Origin of the sequence: Flaviaesturariibacter aridisoli (assembly GCF_004343705.1) — a bacterium.
Taxonomy (GTDB): domain Bacteria; phylum Bacteroidota; class Bacteroidia; order Chitinophagales; family Chitinophagaceae; genus Flavisolibacter; species Flavisolibacter aridisoli.
Map to the genome: position 1 here is coordinate 20,670 of NZ_SKFH01000007.1, position 17,546 is coordinate 38,215.

Sequence of the window (17,546 nt, forward strand, 5' to 3'; positions counted from 1 at the left end):
TCAGCGACCGCTGTTGGTGATGTATTCGCGGAGCTCCGTATTGAATTCCTTCTCCTTGAGCAGTTGCTCCAGGGACAGGTGCATGCGGTAGCGCCAGTAATGCTTCGGGTCGGCGGGCTGGTTGATACGCTCCTCGGCCGGGTTGTCGCGGCGCAGGGTATCGCTCATGCCCAGCAGGTCCTGCAGCTGGAAGATGCTCCACATCGCCGGCGCGTAGAGGTGTTGCAGGATGATGGCGCGGTTGATCCAGCTTTCGCAGAAATACGGTGCCGCACCGGGCGACTCCAGCACTTCGTTGAAGAAGCGCTGCGTGCGTTCCCGGTCTTCTTCCCACCAACCACGGATGGTGCTCATGTCGTGTGTGGACGGGGTCACCACGCTCAGGTAGGGCGCCGTTTTGGGATGAAAGAATTCGGTCTTCGGGTCTTTCGGCATCCGCTGGATCTCGAGGCTCAGGATACCGAGGTCCTTCATCACGCTGGGCACGGTGGCGGGCACCATGCCGAGGTCTTCACCGCAGATCAGCATGTGCGTGGCCGCTTTCAGGGCCGGCAGCTTGCGCAGGGCCTCGCCTTTCCAGAACTCGTCCTGGCGGCGGAAGAAGTAATCCACGTACAGTTCTTTCAACCGGCCCTTCGTGCCTTCGTCGAGGTGACGGAAAGACGTCGTGCTGTCGATCGAAATGCGGAAATGATAATTCGTGCCGTTCGAGCCGGGCTCGTCGAAAAAGAGCACGTTCGACACCAGGTCGTAGAGGCCTTGCTTCAGCGATTCGTTGTCGGGAGTAGCTTCCTGCTGGGCAAAGTAAGTTTCCACTTTGCGCTGCGTCCGGTAGGCGTCGAGCAGGTCGTAACCGCCGCGGACATTGCTTTGCACAAAATGCTCTTTTACAAACTGGGCGCGGTCAGCAAACACCTCGGCCAGCACGGCGTCGGTGATGTAGGGACGGCAGTAGCGGTCGTAGTCGAACCAGATGCCGCGTTCGCCAAACTCGTGGTGACGGATGGGCAGCGCCGGGATAAAGCGGCCCATGATGCCTTCCACCGCGTCGAGCGGGATGCTCCAGATGCGGAAGAAGCCCAGGATATGATCGATGCGGAAGGCGTCGAAATAGTTGGACATCTGCTCGAAGCGGCGCTTCCACCAGCGGAAGCCGTCCTGTTGCATCCGGTCCCAGTTGTAGGTAGGAAAGCCCCAGTTCTGACCTTTCACCGCAAAGTCGTCGGGCGGTGCGCCGGCCTGCCAGTCCATATGGTACAGGCCCGGCTCCTGCCATGCGTCCACGCTGTAGCGGTAGATGCCGATGGGAATGTCGCCTTTGACCACGATGCCGCGCTTGTGGATGTATTCAACGGCTTCACGGAGCTGCAGGTGCAGGTGGTATTGCACGAAGTAATAGAAGCGGATTTCCTTGCCGGTGCGCGAGCGGTTGGTCACGAGGCGGTCTACCTCGGCTTCGTCGTACACGCTGTTGGTCTTCCACTGGTTGTAATCGGAGGTACCGAACTTGTCGCGCAGCTGGCTGAAGGTAGCATAGGCTTTGAGCCAGTGGTTGTTCTGCGCTACGAATTCCTTGTAGGCCGCTTCCTTGGTAAACTCGTCGCCGTCGGCTTCGAAGAGTTCACGCAGCACCTGCATCTTGATCTTCATCACCTCTTCGTAATCGATCTCGGCGAGGGCGTTGAGTTGCTTTTGCTTTTTCGCGAGCGACTTCAGCGATGCGGCGCCCTTCTTGCCGGCAACGCGGGCAAGGCTGATGTACTGCGGGTGCAGGGCAAAGGCAGAAATGGCCGCATACGGATAGGAATCGGCTTTGGTAAAGGTGGCCGACGTATCGTTGACGGGAAGCAGTTGGATCAGCTTCATGCCTACGCCCGATGCCCAGTCGGCCAGCAGTTTCAGGTCGGCAAATTCACCAACACCGAAGGAGTTCTGCGAACGCAGCGAGAACACGGGGATGGCGATGCCGGCGCCCTTCCACGAAGTGTTGGGCAGCCGCAGGAAGCCGTCGTGGAGGATGGTGAGGGTTTCGGGCGTTTCCTGGCTGTGCAGGAGGCGGTTGTCGCCTTCCTCGTAACAGATAAAGTGATTTTTCTTGAAATTATAAACACCGTACTTGTAGCTCAGGGGAAACACGGCGTCGCCCAGGTCCAGCCTGGCGGTCCACCATTCGCCGCTGCGCTCGAGCAGCACAGGTGTTTCGTGGTTCCAGTTGCCGAGGCCTTCGCCGTCGCCGAGGAGGCACACACACTCGTTGGCCTGCAGCAGCGGCGCCTTGACGCGGAACTGGTGGGTATAGCGCTTTGCCTTCTTTACGCGGGGCGAGGAAGCGCCGTTGAAGAAAACATCCGTGAAAGGCGCCGTATAAAAGGCGTTCTCAAATTCACCGGCGTAGTTCCAGGTATCGATCAGTACGAGCTGCTCTGCGTCCTTTTTGGCCAGCGCCACGCTGCGGTGCTGCTCGGCATCGGCAATGATCTCTCCGTGCTCATTGGTGTAGAGGTAATGGTAGTGCAGGTGTTCGGCAGTACCGGTTTCTACCTCGATGGAGGCGTGCCAGAAGTCGTTGTTCAGGAAGCGCATCGGGAGGGCGGCGGCGGGTTCGCCGGCACCGAGGCTCAGCAGGTTGCCCGACAACGCCAGCGATTGCCCGTAGCGGGTTTGGAAGCGCAGGTAAAAATCGATCTTCATCAATAGGTTGGTTGGTCAAATAATGTGTGCGGCGCACACAATGTTTGCGAAAATAGCAAAGGGCGGGGACGTGGAAAAGGCGAAAATAAGATTCGGCCCAATGCAGCCCGTCCCCTATTTTTGCCAAAATTTTTTCAGATGGAAGTGAAACGTTCTAAACGCGGCATCTACTGGCTCCTGTTCTTCATCTCCACCGCCGCCCTGCTCGCCGCCATCTTCCTGCATTGGGAGTGGCTGACCCTCATTATCCCCTTCGTGACCACGTTCTTCGTGCTGGCGATGGACATCATTTAAGAGAATTCCGGATGTCGGATTTCTGATGTCTGGTTTTAAGATACAGGCCCTGGGGTTTCCCGGGGCTTTTTGCGTCGCTCCCTCTCCCCGCAACGACGGTTTCAAGGGCCCCGGCCGCGTAAATAGCAACGAAAAGCTACCAACGAAAAGACCCCAGCGGGATCGCCGGGGTCTTTCACTAAAATCAGCTATTACTTCACTTCTTCAAATTCCGCGTCGGTCACATTCTCAGAGCCGCCGCCGGGCTGGCCTTGCTGGCCGCCGGGCTGACCGCCCATATCAGGACCGCCGGGCTGACCGCCTGCCTGGTTGTACATGCTCTCGGAAGCCGACGTCCAGGCTGCGTTGAGCGCAGCCATGGCCGTGTCGATGGCGCCGAGGTCCTGGCTCTTGTGGGCGTCCTTCAGCTGCGTCAGGGCCGTTTCGATGGGTGCCTTTTTATCTTCGGGCACCTTATCGCCAAACTCTTTCAGCTGCTTCTCGGTCTGGAAGATGAGGGAGTCGGCAGAGTTCAGCTTTTCCACGCGCTCTTTCTCGGCTTTGTCCGTGGCCTCGTTGGCGCGGGCTTCGGCCTTCATCTTTTCCACTTCTTCCTTGCTCAGGCCCGAGCCGGCTTCGATGCGGATCTTCTGCTCCTTGTTGGTGCCTTTGTCCTTGGCCGTTACATGGAGGATGCCGTTGGCGTCGATGTCGAAAATCACTTCGATCTGCGGAACGCCGCGGGGTGCCGGCGGGATGCCGTCGAGGTTGAATACGCCGAGGCTCTTGTTCTGCGTCGCCATGGGGCGCTCGCCCTGCAGCACGTGGATCTGCACGCCGGGCTGGTTATCGGAAGCCGTGGAGAAGGTCTCCGACTTCTTCGTAGGAATCGTGGTGTTGGAGGGAATGAGGGTCGTCATCACACCGCCCATCGTTTCGATACCCAGCGACAGCGGGGTCACGTCGAGCAGCAGCACGTCCTTCACTTCGCCGGTGAGTACGGCACCCTGGATGGCGGCGCCGATGGCTACCACTTCGTCGGGGTTCACGCCGCGGTTGGGCTTCTTACCGAAGAATTTCTCGACGATCTCGCCCACTTTGGGAATGCGGGTGGAACCACCCACCATGATCACCTCGTCGATCTGGCTGATGCTGAGACCGGCGTCTTTGAGGGCCTGCTCGCAGGGCTTCAGGCAGCGGGCAAACAGGGTATCGGCCAGCTGCTCGAACTTGGCGCGGGTGAGCTTCTTCACGAGGTGCTTGGGCACGCCGTCGATAGCGGTGATATAGGGCAGGTTGATCTCCGTTTCCGAAGAGGACGACAGCTCCACCTTGGCCTTTTCGGCCGCTTCCTTCAGGCGCTGGAGCGCCATCGGGTCTTTGCGGAGGTCTACGTTCTCGTCGCCGCGGAACTCTTCGGCGAGCCAGTCCATGATTACTTTGTCGAAGTCGTCGCCGCCAAGGTGGGTGTCACCGTTAGTGGATTTTACTTCGAATACGCCTTCGCCGAGCTCGAGCACGGAGATGTCGAAGGTACCACCGCCGAGGTCGAACACGGCGATGTGGTGGTCTTTGCCGCCCTTATCGAGACCGTAGGCAAGGGCTGCGGCCGTAGGTTCGTTTACGATACGGCGCACGTTGAGACCGGCGATCTCCCCGGCTTCTTTCGTGGCCTGGCGCTGGGCGTCGTTGAAGTAGGCCGGCACGGTGATCACCGCGTCGGTCACTTCCTGGCCGAGGTAGTCTTCGGCCGTCTTTTTCATTTTCTGCAACACCATCGCGGAGATTTCCTGCGGGGTGTAGAGGCGTCCGTCGATGTCGATGCGGACGGTATTGTTGTCGCCTTTGGCTACTTTATAGCTCCAGTGGCTGATCTCTTCGGAAACTTCGTCAAAACGGCGGCCCATGAAGCGCTTCACGCTCATGATGGTGTTTTGCGGGTTGGTAATGGCCTGGCGCTTGGCGGGGTCGCCCACTTTGCGCTCGCCGTTTTTGAGGAACGCCACTACCGAGGGGGTCGTGCGGCGGCCTTCGTCGTTGGCGATGACCACGGGCTCATTGCCTTCCATCACGGCCACGCAGGAGTTGGTCGTACCTAAGTCTATACCGATAATCTTTCCCATTGCGTATACTGTTTTTAAGAATTCACCCTGTAGCATCAATCATTATGCCCCGGCGGCAGATTATGCAATTTTGTCAGGGCTTCGCCCTTCGACTAGCGCTCAGGGTGACAATTGTCAGGCCGAGCTTGAAAAAACCTGTCATCCTGCGCGGAGCTCTGTCATCCTGGGCGCAGCCGAAGGATGGGTTTCGGGAAGGCGCCCTTTTGCCGGTTGGAAGATACAGGAAGGTAAATAAGCTTCGGTCCCGAAGCATCGGGACGCTAGGAGGCTATCTAAAAATGATTCGTTGAAAGTGCGTTAGTAGCGAACCGTCCCGAAGGGACGGAATATCGGTAGCCCCGGGTGCAACCCGGGGTTAAATGCGGGTAGGTTAACCGCGCACCCTGTAGGGGTGCCACCGCGTAGAACAGGCCCTCCCGGAGGCTTAAGCCCCCGGGATAAAGTGGCGCCCCTACAGGGCGCGCCTGCTCACCCCGGCTCACGCTACCCCGGGTTATACCCGGGGCTACCAACATGCTGCCTCTTCGAGGCAGTACTTACCATCGGGTAATCAACCACTTAATTTTAGACAGTCTCTAAGAAAAGAAGAGAAAAAGGTGGTACGTGAAGGATTCGGGGCTGCGTCGGTGGTCCAGGTATCCGCGTCGATGGTCGGGGAGTCCGCGTTGCGGGTCGGGGAAAGCGCGTCGATGGTCCGGGTATCCGCGTTGATGGTTGAGGTAAGCGCGTTGGTGGTCGAGGAAAGCGCGTCGATGGTACAGGTATGCGCGTCGATGGTCCAGGAGTCCGTGTTGGTGATTCATTTAAGCGCGTTGCCGGTCGGATTATGCGTGCAGGCGGCCACTTTACGCGTGCAGGCGCTCCGTTTATGCGTGCAGGTGCTTGCTGTACCGCTACAGGCGGTCGGTTTACGCCTACCGGCGGATCATCACCCCGCGGTGGTCATGGAGACGCACATGGTGCGGTGGTCAGGGAGACGCACATGGTGCGGTGGTCAGGGAGACGCACATGGTGCGTCTTTACCATTCTTCCTATTTTGCACCCGATGAAACGCCTCCTGACCGCCTTCCTTTTATTGCTGACCGCTTCCGCTTTTGCGCAAAAGGGACTTACCGATTCTGCCCGCCGCGTGCTCGATTCGCTGCCCGAGTCGGACATCGACATTCCCATTACCATCAAGCTCCGCCCCCTGTTCGCGCTGGCGGAAAAAAAGGTCGATACCGCCTTTGCCTCCCCCGGCTGGCCGGCGGGCTGGGTACAACCCGACTGTGCCACGCGCTATAAATACCACCTCCGCCGCTCGCCGCTGCGCTTCTCGGCATCCGGCACGGCGTTCAACCTGCAGTTTACCGGCTATTACAAGATCATCGGCTCCTCGCGTGCCTGCGTCAAAGGCACGGTGCTGAGCCCCTGGACGCCCGAGTGCTCCTGCGGTATCTCCGAAAGCGAGCGCCGCGTGCTGATCGGCTTCGGAGCCACCTTCAGCCTGCAGGCCGACTACCGCCTGCTGACGAAGATCGTGCGCCCCGAGCCCCAGGCCCTCGACAAATGCACCGTCTGCTTCTGGGGCCAGGACGTTACTTCCACCGTCATCGACGGCATTCGCGCCAAGCTCGACGCTTCCAAAAAGGAGCTGGAAGATTCCTTCGGCGTGGTCAACCTCCGCCCCTACCTGCAACAAGCCTGGAATAAGCTCAGCACGGTTTATGCAATTCCTGGTGCAGGCTTCTTTTCGCTTCACCCCAAACGCCTTCGCATGGAAAACATTTCGGCCCAGAACGACCTGCTCCACATCTCGATCGGCATCTCCGCCACGCCCGTGGTGAGCCTGGTGCGCCCCGGCGAGGCCAGCACGCCGGTGCCAAACCTGAGCAACGCCGCCCATCCCGGCGGTTTCAACATCTACCTCGAAGCGGCCCTGCAATACGACTCGATGTCGCAGGTGATGAACCAATACATGCTGCACAAGCGCTTCGACATCTCCGACGGCCTTTTTAAAAAATACATCGTGGTGGAAGGCGTCCGCGTCACTTCCGACACGAGCGGCAACCTGCGCTTCCAGCTCGACTTCTCGGGGTCGTTCAACGGCACGGCCGTCTTTATCGGCAAGCCCATTTACGATGCGGTGCAAAAGACCATTGAAGTGCAGGAACTGGAGTACGACCTGCAAACAAAGAGCGTGTTGCTCAAAACGGCCAAGTGGCTGTTCAGCAAAAAGATCACCACCGAATTGCAGAAGTATACCACCTTCCCGATGCAGCCCTATTACGACTCGGCTGCGAAGACCATCAACGAATGGCTCAATAAGGAATGGACAAAAGGCATCAAGGGGGCGGGCTCGGTAAGCGACCTCAAGATCACCGGCCTCTGGGCGCTGCCCGACCACCTGAAGATCCGGACGAATTGCGCGGGGAAGCTGGCGGTGGTGGTGAACGAAATCAACCTCTAAGCCCCCTGTCCCCCCAAGGGGGCACTTAGGTGGAGCATATTTTCGAGATCGCGCTATTTCTAACTTTGAAAATACTATAACGGAAATCCCCGCCAGCAGCGGGGATTTTCTATCTACATCTATTGATAAGACTGCTATTGTAGGAATACAGGAACTAAGTGCCCCCTTCGGGGGACAGGGGGCCTACTCCAATGCTTTATTTCCTTTAAATGTAAAGAACCGCTGCGCGAGGTAACTGAATAACACCACGATACCGACGGTGGTGATGTAGGAAGGCGTCGGGTAAAAATGAAAAACTTCCACGAAGATCTTCACGAAGAGCCAGTTGAGAAAGAGGCAGGCCATCGTCACCAGGAAGTAGCGCCACAACTGGATGCGCCGCTTCAGGTACGAGCCCTGGAACACGACGAACATCGACAGGTAGAAGCCGATGGGAAAGGTGCAGCAAAACGACAGGAACACCGCCGCCGTATGCGGCTCGAAGGCCCAGAAGCCGAAGTCGACCACCGACTCGTGGAGCACGTAATGATACGTGAGGTAATAGAGCAGGATGTTGAAGGCGGTATTGCCCCCGCCGCAGGCGGCGTAGCGGAACATCTGCACCGTCATCAGGCGCCGGAAGGGCGGGTAGAACAGGTCGATAAAGCGCAGGATCGCTGCCCGGACCTTATAATGTGCCTGTTTCATGAAGCGCGAATTTAATGTGCTAAACTGCTAATGTGGAAATCTGCTACTACTTTATTCTTTACCAACAGCGGCAACGATCTGCCGCGGGCAAGGCGCTCACAATTAGCAGACTCGCAGATTATCCCCACCAGCAGATTATCTTTGCGGCTTAATTTCCAGAAAGAAGATGAGCCTTGTAGCCCGTGTTAAAGAAGCCAGCGCCGCCGCCATCAACGCCCTGTATGGGGCGAACGTGACGGCCGACGCCATTTCCATCAGCCAGACGAAGCCCGAGTTCGAGGGCGATTTCACCGTGGTGCTCTTCGCCCTTGTAAAGAGCCTGCGTAAAGCCCCCGAAGCGCTGGGCACGGAGCTGGGCACCTATATGGTGAAGCAATCGCCGGAGCTGTTTACGAATTTCAACGTGATCAAAGGCTTTCTCAACCTGACGCTGTCCGACGCCGTGCTGATGGATTTCCTGAGCAAACCCGCCTTCGCTGAAGCTACGACGGGCGGAGGAAAGGTGATGGTGGAGTACTCCTCTCCCAACACCAACAAGCCGCTGCACCTGGGCCACCTGCGCAACAACTTCCTGGGCTGGAGCGTGGCCGAGATCCTCAAGGGCGCCGGCAACGAAGTGCTCAAGACCTGCATCGTAAACGACCGCGGCATCCATATCTGCAAGAGCATGATCGCCTGGCAGAAGCTGGCCAACGGAGCGACGCCGGAAAGCAGCGGCATGAAGGGCGACCACTTCGTAGGTCACTATTACGTATTGTTTGAAAATGAATTGAAGGCGGAAACGGAGCCCATCTTCGAGCGCCTCAAGAACGGTAAGTTCGACGCGCTCGACGAAGCGCAGCGCACGAAAGCCGAAGCCATTTATAAGAACTGGGCCAACGGCGACCGCAAGGGCGAGGCCGCACAGAAAGCGCTCGACGGCCTTAAAGAGATCGCCCGCGCCGCCACGCACGTGATGCGCGAGGCGCAGCAGATGCTGGTGGACTGGGAAGCGGGAAAGCCCGAAGTGATCGATCTCTGGAAGCGCATGAACAGCTGGGTGTACGCCGGCTTCGACGCCACCTACCAGCGCATCGGCTCCGACTTCGACAAAACCTATTACGAAAGCCAGACCTACCTCCTCGGCCGCGATATCGTGCAGGAAGGCCTCGACAAAGGCGTCTTCTTCCGCAAGCCCGACGGCTCGGTGTGGATCGACCTGACGGCCGAGGGGCTGGATGAAAAGCTGGTGCTCCGCAAAGACGGCACCTCGGTGTACATCACCCAGGACATGGGTCTGGCCCAGCAGAAATACGAGCAGTTTCCCTACGACCAGAGCCTCTACGTGATCGCCGACGAGCAGAACTACCATATGAAGGTGCTGCAGCTGATTTTGAAGAAACTGGGACGCCCCTATGCCGATGGTATTCACCACCTCTCCTACGGCATGGTGGAACTGCCTACGGGCCGTATGAAGAGCCGCGAAGGCACTGTAGTGGACGCCGACGACCTCGTGGACGAGATGGTCCAGGTGGCCGAAAAAGAAACCCGCGAGCACTGCAAGAACCTCGAAGAGTTCGGCGCGGGCGAGCTGACGGAATTATTTGAAACGATCGCCCTCGGCGCGCTCAAGTTCTTCCTGCTTCATGTAGACCCGAAGAAGAAGATGCTCTTCAACCCCGAAGAGACCATCAAGTTCCAGGGCTACACCGGTCCGTTCGTCCAGTACACGCATGCGCGCATCCGCTCCATCCTGCGCAAGGCGGGTTCCTTCCGCTTTGCGGCGAACGCGTCGGGTACGCTGCTGCCAAAAGAAAAGGAGCTGCTGCTGCTCATCGAGCAGTATACGGGCACCGTGCAGCAGGCGGCAACGGAATACAATCCGTCGGTCATCGCCAACTACGCGTTCACCCTTGCGAAGACCTACAACGGGTTCTACGCCGAACATTCGGTACTTAATGCCGAAAGCGAGGAGAAGAAGGCGCTGCGTCTCGAGCTGTGCCAGCGCACCAGCGCCGTGCTGAAAGCCGCCATGGCGCTACTCGGCATCCGGGTGCCGGAGCGGATGTAGCCCCCTGCGCCCCGAGTCCATCGCCAAAGGCTTTGGCCGCCGGCGAAAGGGGGCGCTTCGGCTGATCATCGTTATCCATTCAAATCTTTCCTCATTTTATTCACTACGGCCCGATCGCTTTGCGATCGGGCCGTAGCTTTATAATGGAACCAAGGAAAGATCCATATGAAAGGAAACTTCGATCTAAGTGCCCCCCTCGGGGGACAGGGGGCCGGGGCCGGCCCCGACACCTTCGAGCGCATACCCGTCTCCGTTTATGCAACGCCCGACGAAGGGGCGCGGGCAGCGGCAGCTGCCATTGCCGCCCTGCTGCGGCAGCGGGCTGCGGAAGGATGCTCCTGCGTGCTCGGGCTGGCTACGGGCAGCACGATGATCGCAGTGTATGCCGAGCTGCTGCGCCTGCACCGCGAGGAAGGCCTCTCCTTCCGAAACGCCGTCACCTTCAACCTCGACGAATATTACCCCATCGACCGCACGGCCTACCAGAGCTATTACCAGTTCATGCAGCGCCACCTGTTTCAGCAGGTGGACATCGCCCCCGCCAACATCCACCTCCCCGACGGCTCGCTGCCGAAGGAGGCGGTACGCGCGCATTGCGCGGCCTACGAGGAAGCCATCGCGGCGGCTGGCGGCATCGACCTGCAGTTGCTGGGCATCGGCCACAACGGCCATATCGGCTTCAACGAGCCCGGCTCGGGATTGCACACCCGGACGCGCCTCGTGAACCTCGAGCCGGGCACGCGCATGGCCAACAGCTACGAGTTTGCCAACCCCGGCCAGGTGCCGCGGCTTGCCATCAGCATGGGGCTCAGCACCATCCTGCAGGCCCGGCGGATCATACTCCTCGCCTGGGGGCCGGGGAAGGCGCGCATCGTACGCCAGGCCGTGGAAGGCCAGCCCTCCGAGTCGGTGCCCGCCTCGCTGCTGCAACAGCATCCCGACTGCCGCTTTGTGGTGGATACCGCCGCCGCCGCGGAGCTCACGCGCCTGCGCGCACCCTGGCTGGCGGGCGAAGTGGAATGGACCTCCGCCACCGTGCGCCGCGCCGTGGTGCGGCTGGCGCTGGAAAAGGGAAAGCCCGTGCTCTGGCTGACCAACAAGGACTACACGGAAGCCGGCCTCGGCGACCTGCTCGCCGACCGCGGCGATGCCTACACCATTAACCTGGAAGTGTATTACGCCCTCCGCGACAGTATCACCGGGTGGCCCGGGGGCAAGCAGGGCGCCGGCTCCAGCCACCCCGAGCGGGCGGAGCCCTGGCCGAAGCGCGTCCTTATCTTCTCGCCCCACCCCGACGACGACATCATCTCCATGGGCGGCACATTCCGCCGCCTCCACGAGCAAGGCCATACGGTGCACGTAGCCTACCAGACCTCGGGCAACATAGCCGTGACCGACGAATTCCTGCTGCGCCACCTCGACTTCGCTGCCGGTTTTGAAGCGGCTGCCGGCGATGGGAACGAGCAAACGGGCCGGGCGCTGCAGGAGGTGCACGCTTACCTCGCCCAGAAGGGACCGCACGACCTCGACTCGCCGCTCATCCGCTCCCTCAAGGGTTTGATCCGGCGCGGCGAAGCCCGCGCCACCTGCCGTTATGTAGGCCTTCCCGAAGACCAGGTGCATTTTCAAAACCTGCCCTTTTACGAGACCGGCACCATTGAAAAGAACCCGATGGGACCGGAAGATGTACGCATCACCAAAGAGCTGTTGCAGACGGTACGTCCCCACCAGGTATTCGCGGCCGGCGACCTCGCCGACCCGCACGGCACACACAAGGTGTGCCTCGACGTGGTGCTGCAAGCGCTGAAGGAACTGAAAGAGTCCGGCGCCGGCTGGATCGGCGACTGCCGCCTGTGGCTGTACAAAGGCGCCTGGCAGGAATGGGACGTGGAAGAGATCGACATGGCGGTGCCGATGAGCCCCGGCCAGGTGCTCGAAAAGCGCCACGGCATTTTTATGCACCAGTCGCAAAAGGATATCGTACCCTTCCAGGGCGACGACGCCCGCGAGTTCTGGCAGCGTGCCGAGGAACGCAACGCGCACACCGCCGACGCGTATGCACAGCTCGGGCTCACCCGCTATGCGGCACTCGAAGCCTTCAAGCGCTGGGACTTTTGAATGGCACCATCATTGTGAGACCCATTAAAAAAAGAGTATGAAGAAATGGATCCTGATGGCGGGCATCGTGCTGTTCGGCGCCGCCGGCGCTGGTGCGCAGTCGACAACCACAACGACCGCAATAACGACGTACGATAGTACGACCGGCACGGCCACGAAAACGAAAGTAAAGCCGAAGACGACGGTAAAGGACAAGGCGTACAACGCCGTGCACCGGCACAAGAAGCGGAGCAGCGGTACGAAAACAAAGTCCACTACAGAAACGACAGTACGCAAAGAAGACTGACGGGCTGCAGGCCGCTAAGGACTTGACTTTGAGCGGAATAGTTCGGCCCGATAAAAAGTTTTTTCCAATTTTTTTTCGGCCGGATTTGTTTTTTTGCAGTCAGCCGCCCTATATTTGCACTCCCAATCGGGAATGGCTGCGTAGCTCAATTGAATAGAGCATCTGACTACGGATCAGAAGGTTTCAGGTTTGAATCCTGACGCGGTCACGAAGAGAGTCTTACTGAAAAGTAGGACTCTTTTTTTATGCTCTAAATCAAGCGGTTACGCTTAGAGTGGCAGAGACCGACACGTCCCCAGTTCCCTACTTGTTTCAGTACTGTTTCAGTAACCGGTGTTCACCAAAAATTCTACTGAAACATGAACATCACTTTTGCCTTGGAACTTAGTAGTAGCAAGGGCTCCAATGGAGAACAAAGCATCTTGGTCCGGCTTACCCAAAACCGCAGGATGAAACGGATCAGCACCGGGATTAAAGTGGAAAGCCGGTATTGGGACAAGGCCAAACAGCTGGTAAAACGGGGGCATCCCCTGTACCAGGAATACAACGCTGTCCTATCGGAAAAACTCAGGGCCGTGACCAATGTCTACGCAGAGCTGCTAAAAAAGTCAGCCGACGTAGTTTTGGAAGACGTGGTGCATGAACTAGAGAACGCTTCCGGCTCCGTAGTGTCTTTCTTTGATTTTGCCCACCGTACCAAGCTAGCGGAGATCAAAGGACGGGGAAAGCTCGGCACCCTTCGCCGGTATGAAGCAGTACTCAGCAAGCTGCGGGACTACGTGGGAAAAGATCTTCCAATACGCAGGATCAATTACACCTTCCTTCAGCAGTACAGTAACCACCTCCGCTCTGAGCTGAAGAACTCAGAAGATACTGTTTCAGCGAACCTAAGCGTGATCAGGTCCATTCTGAACGAGGCTATCCGCCACGGGGCCTACACGGACCGGAATCCCTTTGACCAGCTCCAGTTGAAATACACGGACAACACCAAGGAAAAGCTCACGCTGGACGAACTGCGGCGGATTTTTACCACAGAGCTCCCCACAATACCTACGCTGCTGCTGGCCCGGGACGTCTTCCTGGCATGTTTCTTAGCGGAGGGCAGCCGGGCCGGCGATATCATCCAGATGAAGCGGGAGCATATTCAGAATGGATGCCTGGTGTTCCGGCAAACCAAAACCGGGATGCACATGGCAGTACCGATAACGCCCCCATTACAAGAGATCATAGACCGCCAGCCTTCGAACGGCCCCTACATCTTTCCGCTGCTGAACGGAGAGAAGCGGGTAAATGAGATCGTGGTAAACAGCCGGCTGACGATGGTGAACAAGTACCTACGGGAACTTGCCAAGTATACGAACATCTGTAAGAAGCTCACCACCCACGTAGCCAGACACACCTTTACGGACATGGCTCTTCAGGCTACAGGGGGAAACATCTACGACGTACAGAAGTCCTTGGGACACACGTCTGTGAAAACCACGGAGCTCTATAGCCGACAGTTAGTAAACTACCAACGAAAAAACCTGACAGAGCAGGTTCTTGTAATGATATATGACAAAAAGAAGTAGGTGCCGCAGCTGCCCTACTTCTTTTCACCAGCAAAGTATGTGTAGATCTGTGATATTACCCAGATTACGGCGGCTGCTATGGCCAGGTAGATTGCTATTTTGAATGCAAAACTCACGATCGTGCTTACCAACTCAAGGATCAAAATCAGAATTGGGACGCCGGCCAGAAAAGCAGCTAGGAACAAAAGTCCCGTTCCGAGCCCCTTGATAGCCTTGATATTTTGAAGAATGAAGCCGATGACTCCAACCACGGCTCCGGCTTTTATGCCCCATAGTAATTCGGCTTTTGAAAGGTGGTCCTCATCGTCCTGGGCAAAACAGACGGTTACAAGAAGGAGGAACAGTACGGTACAACTTACTCGTTTCAACATGACAGTTAGTTTGGACCAAGGTAATTAGATCTGTCCTCAATGCAAAGGTTCTAAACCTAATCATGTTATTCTAAGCATTGGAACTACTCGAAATTTATTGAGAAACATATCTTTACGCAAAGACCAAAACCAATGGCTCGAGCTAAGAAAGAGAAAACCCAGGAGCAGAAACCCTTTGAGCAGATGCTATGGCAGGCTGCCGATAAGCTCCGGAAGAATATTGACGCCGCAGAATATAAACACTACGTTCTCGGCCTCCTTTTCCTCAAATACGTGAGTGATGCCTTTGAGGAGCTGCACCAGACGATCCTGAATAAGGAGGGCGAGCACGCTTACGATGATCCGGAAGACAAGCTGGTGTATAGTTCCCAATACGTGTTTTTCGTTCCTCCCCATGCCCGCTGGAGCCACCTGGTGAGCCGGGCCAAGCTGCCGACCATCGGAGAGGACGTAGATAACGCCATGGACCTCATCGAAAAGGAAAATCCCAAACTCCGAGGTGTGCTGCCCAAGCAGTTCGGCCGCCCGCAACTGGATAAGATGGTACTGGGTGAGCTGATTGACCTGATCAACAACATTAACCTAGGAGATGAAGCGGCCCGAAAAAAAGACCTCCTTGGCGTCGTGTACGAGTACTTCCTCGGCCAGTTTGCATTGGCGGAAGGACGCAAGGGCGGACAGTTCTATACGCCCCGCTCCGTGGTGCAGCTCCTTGTTGAAATGCTCCAACCTGACCACGGTAAAGTATATGACCCCTGCTGTGGCAGCGGGGGAATGTTCGTGATGAGTGAGAAGTTTGTGCTGCAGCACCAAGGCCGGATCGACGATATCACCATCTACGGACAGGAAAGCAACCAGACTACGTGGAGGCTGGCCGTGATGAATCTAGCTATTCGCGGCATTGATCCAGAGCAGGTGAAGTGGAACGCTGAAGGAAGCTTTCTGAAGGACGCCCACCCTGACCTGAAAGCCGACTTCATCATTGCTAACCCGCCCTTCAATATTTCCGACTGGAGTGGAGAACTGCTTCGGAATGACGGTCGGTGGAAGTATGGCGTACCACCAACAGGGAACGCGAACTACGGCTGGCTCCAACATATGCTTTACCACCTATCACCCACAGGAAAGGCGGGTGTTGTTCTCTCAAAAGGAGCATTAACAACAAAGTCGGGTGGAGAATACGAGATCCGGAAAAACATGATAGAAGCCGGCGTTATTGATTGTATTGTAAACCTTCCCACGAAGCTGTTTTTAAACACGCAGATCCCAGCTTGTCTTTGGTTTTTGAACCGGGATGAAAACAGGAAGCGGAAAGGTCAGATTCTGTTCATTGATGCCCGGAATCTGGGACATTTGATCAACCGGCGGACGCGTGAATTTACTGACACAGATATTCAAAGGATTGCGGACACCTATCACCACTGGCTCAATGAGCGAGAATATTATGAGGATATTCCCGGATTCTGTATGAGTTCCAGCCTTCGCGACGTTACACAGATGGACTATGTTCTAACCCCTGGACGTTACATTGGCTTACCAGATGATGAGGATGATTTCAATTTTGATGAAAAATTTTCAGAGCTTAAACGGTCCTTGGAGTTCGAAATAAAGAAGGAGTACGAACTGAATGACCGAATACTTCGAAACCTATCACTCTTAAAACCTTATTCTAATGGGTGAATGGAGAGAGACAACGCTTGGTGAAATCCTTGGAGCCAAAGGGTATATAAGAGGGCCGTTTGGATCCTCACTTAAACGTAATGACATGAAGAGTTCTGGGACACCTGTTTACGAACAGATGCATGCAATCTATGGACATAGAAAATTTCGTTTTTTTGTTGATGACGAGAAGCTAGGTGAGCTTTCACGGTTTCAGGTAAAACCTAATGATCTCATTATTAGCTGCTCAGGTACAGTCGGACGAATATCTACGATTTCAAATAGTGACCCTAAAGGAATTATTAGCCAAGCTTTATTAATACTAAGGCCTGACACCTCTTTAGTTCGGCCCCAATTTCTCAAGTACTTCTTGACATCGGAGTTAGGTCAGCATCATCTTTTATCTGCATCTCACGGATCGGTCCAACCAAATATCTCAGAAAGAAAAATAGTAGAAAAAATACCCGTTGATTTACCTGACCCTGATACTCAGGATTTAATAGTTGAAGTTCTATCTAGCCTCGACGACAAAATAGAAATTCTTCAACACCAGAACAAAACGCTGGAGCAGCTAGCGGAGACGTTGTTTCGGCAGTGGTTTGTGGTGAACGAACTTGACGAAACTTTAACGACGACGCTTGGGGAGCAGACCACAATTCTTAGAGGTTTGAGCTATAAGGGGGCAGGGCTAACCGAACAATCTGATCTTTTGGCCGTGCCAATGATCAATCTAAACTCAGTGTTTGAAGGTGGCCATTTTAAGGAGTCTGGTACCAAATACTATAATGGTGACTTCAAAGAACGCCACCTGATATTCCCAGGAGATGTGTTCGTGACAAATACCGAGCAGGGGCATGAGCACCGACTGATTGGGCACGCCGCTATCGTCCCAAGGAGTATCGGGGAAAGAGCAATCTTCAGTCAACACGTTTACCGGATTGTGCCGAAGAACAATGCACTTACCCCCGCCTTTCTTTACCACCTGTTTAATCATTCACCGATGCGGGACCAAGTGATTGGAGCTACAAACGGGTCGACGGTAAACATGCTTTCTCTTGAGGGACTGGAACGCTGTACTTTTAGTTTGCCTGATGGTGAGCGACTGACGCATTTTAATACCATCAGCGGAGATCATCAGAAGAAGATAGAGGCCAATAACGAGCAGATAAAGACACTGGCTGGTACCCGAGATCTGATTTTACCTAAACTTATGTCGGGGGAAATCCGTGTTGTAGAAGCTGCAGAACAAATACTTGAAACCGCTTAAG

General features: G+C 56.2%; 12 protein-coding genes and 1 tRNA gene. 9 read left to right on the plus strand and 4 right to left on the minus strand.

Annotation, left to right across the window (positions count from 1 at the left end; genetic code table 11):
* Positions 1–2,691, minus strand: coding sequence for a 4-alpha-glucanotransferase (locus E0486_RS06225; protein ID WP_131851286.1), 2,691 nt, complete (start codon positions 2,689–2,691; stop codon positions 1–3).
* A 144-nt stretch (positions 2,692–2,835) separates the two neighbouring features.
* On the opposite strand from E0486_RS06225, the gene E0486_RS18775 reads away from it, so the two are divergent.
* Positions 2,836–2,985 carry a hypothetical protein gene (locus E0486_RS18775; protein WP_165917214.1) on the plus strand — a complete coding sequence of 50 codons (150 nt, stop codon included), beginning with the start codon at positions 2,836–2,838 and terminating at the stop codon, positions 2,983–2,985.
* Between the two features lie 191 nt (positions 2,986–3,176).
* Here the strand turns inward: E0486_RS18775 and dnaK are convergent, their stop codons facing one another.
* Positions 3,177–5,087, minus strand: coding sequence for a molecular chaperone DnaK (dnaK, locus tag E0486_RS06230; protein WP_131851287.1), 1,911 nt, complete (start codon positions 5,085–5,087; stop codon positions 3,177–3,179).
* A 1,045-nt stretch (positions 5,088–6,132) separates the two neighbouring features.
* Between dnaK and E0486_RS06235 the strand changes: the two genes are divergently transcribed.
* Positions 6,133–7,536 (plus strand): DUF4403 family protein, encoded by a 1,404-nt coding sequence (locus tag E0486_RS06235; protein ID WP_165917215.1) that lies wholly within the window; start codon positions 6,133–6,135, stop codon positions 7,534–7,536.
* Positions 7,537–7,719: 183 nt separating this feature from the next.
* Here the strand turns inward: E0486_RS06235 and E0486_RS06240 are convergent, their stop codons facing one another.
* Complete coding sequence (locus E0486_RS06240; RefSeq protein ID WP_131851289.1) at positions 7,720–8,223, minus strand: GtrA family protein; 504 nt, start codon at positions 8,221–8,223, stop codon at positions 7,720–7,722.
* 166 nt (positions 8,224–8,389) lie between these two features.
* Between E0486_RS06240 and argS the strand changes: the two genes are divergently transcribed.
* The 5 genes from argS (at position 8,390) to E0486_RS06265 (ending at position 14,248) form a co-directional block, all read left to right on the plus strand.
* Positions 8,390–10,273 (plus strand): arginine--tRNA ligase, encoded by a 1,884-nt coding sequence (argS, locus tag E0486_RS06245; RefSeq protein ID WP_131851290.1) that lies wholly within the window; start codon positions 8,390–8,392, stop codon positions 10,271–10,273.
* 165 nt (positions 10,274–10,438) lie between these two features.
* Entirely contained in the window at positions 10,439–12,391 is a 1,953-nt protein-coding gene (gene nagB, locus E0486_RS06250; RefSeq protein ID WP_131851291.1) for a glucosamine-6-phosphate deaminase, read from the plus strand.
* Between the two features lie 37 nt (positions 12,392–12,428).
* Positions 12,429–12,677 carry a hypothetical protein gene (locus tag E0486_RS06255; RefSeq protein WP_131851292.1) on the plus strand — a complete coding sequence of 83 codons (249 nt, stop codon included), beginning with the start codon at positions 12,429–12,431 and terminating at the stop codon, positions 12,675–12,677.
* A gap of 134 nt (positions 12,678–12,811) precedes the next feature.
* Positions 12,812–12,885: transfer RNA gene (locus tag E0486_RS06260), tRNA-Arg, on the plus strand.
* Between the two features lie 151 nt (positions 12,886–13,036).
* Positions 13,037–14,248, plus strand: a complete 1,212-nt coding sequence (locus tag E0486_RS06265; RefSeq protein ID WP_131851293.1) for a site-specific integrase — start codon at positions 13,037–13,039, stop codon at positions 14,246–14,248.
* Between the two features lie 14 nt (positions 14,249–14,262).
* Here E0486_RS06265 and E0486_RS06270 read toward each other — a convergent pair whose 3' ends face one another.
* Positions 14,263–14,619: a hypothetical protein gene (locus E0486_RS06270; protein ID WP_131851294.1), complete on the minus strand. Its 357-nt coding sequence runs from the start codon at positions 14,617–14,619 to the stop codon at positions 14,263–14,265.
* Positions 14,620–14,751: 132 nt separating this feature from the next.
* Between E0486_RS06270 and E0486_RS06275 the strand changes: the two genes are divergently transcribed.
* Positions 14,752–16,299, plus strand: a complete 1,548-nt coding sequence (locus E0486_RS06275) for a type I restriction-modification system subunit M (RefSeq protein ID WP_131851295.1) — start codon at positions 14,752–14,754, stop codon at positions 16,297–16,299.
* Complete coding sequence (locus E0486_RS06280; protein WP_131851296.1) at positions 16,292–17,545, plus strand: restriction endonuclease subunit S; 1,254 nt, start codon at positions 16,292–16,294, stop codon at positions 17,543–17,545. The genes E0486_RS06275 and E0486_RS06280 overlap by 8 nt, the downstream gene beginning before the upstream one ends.
* Position 17,546 lies beyond the last annotated feature (1 nt).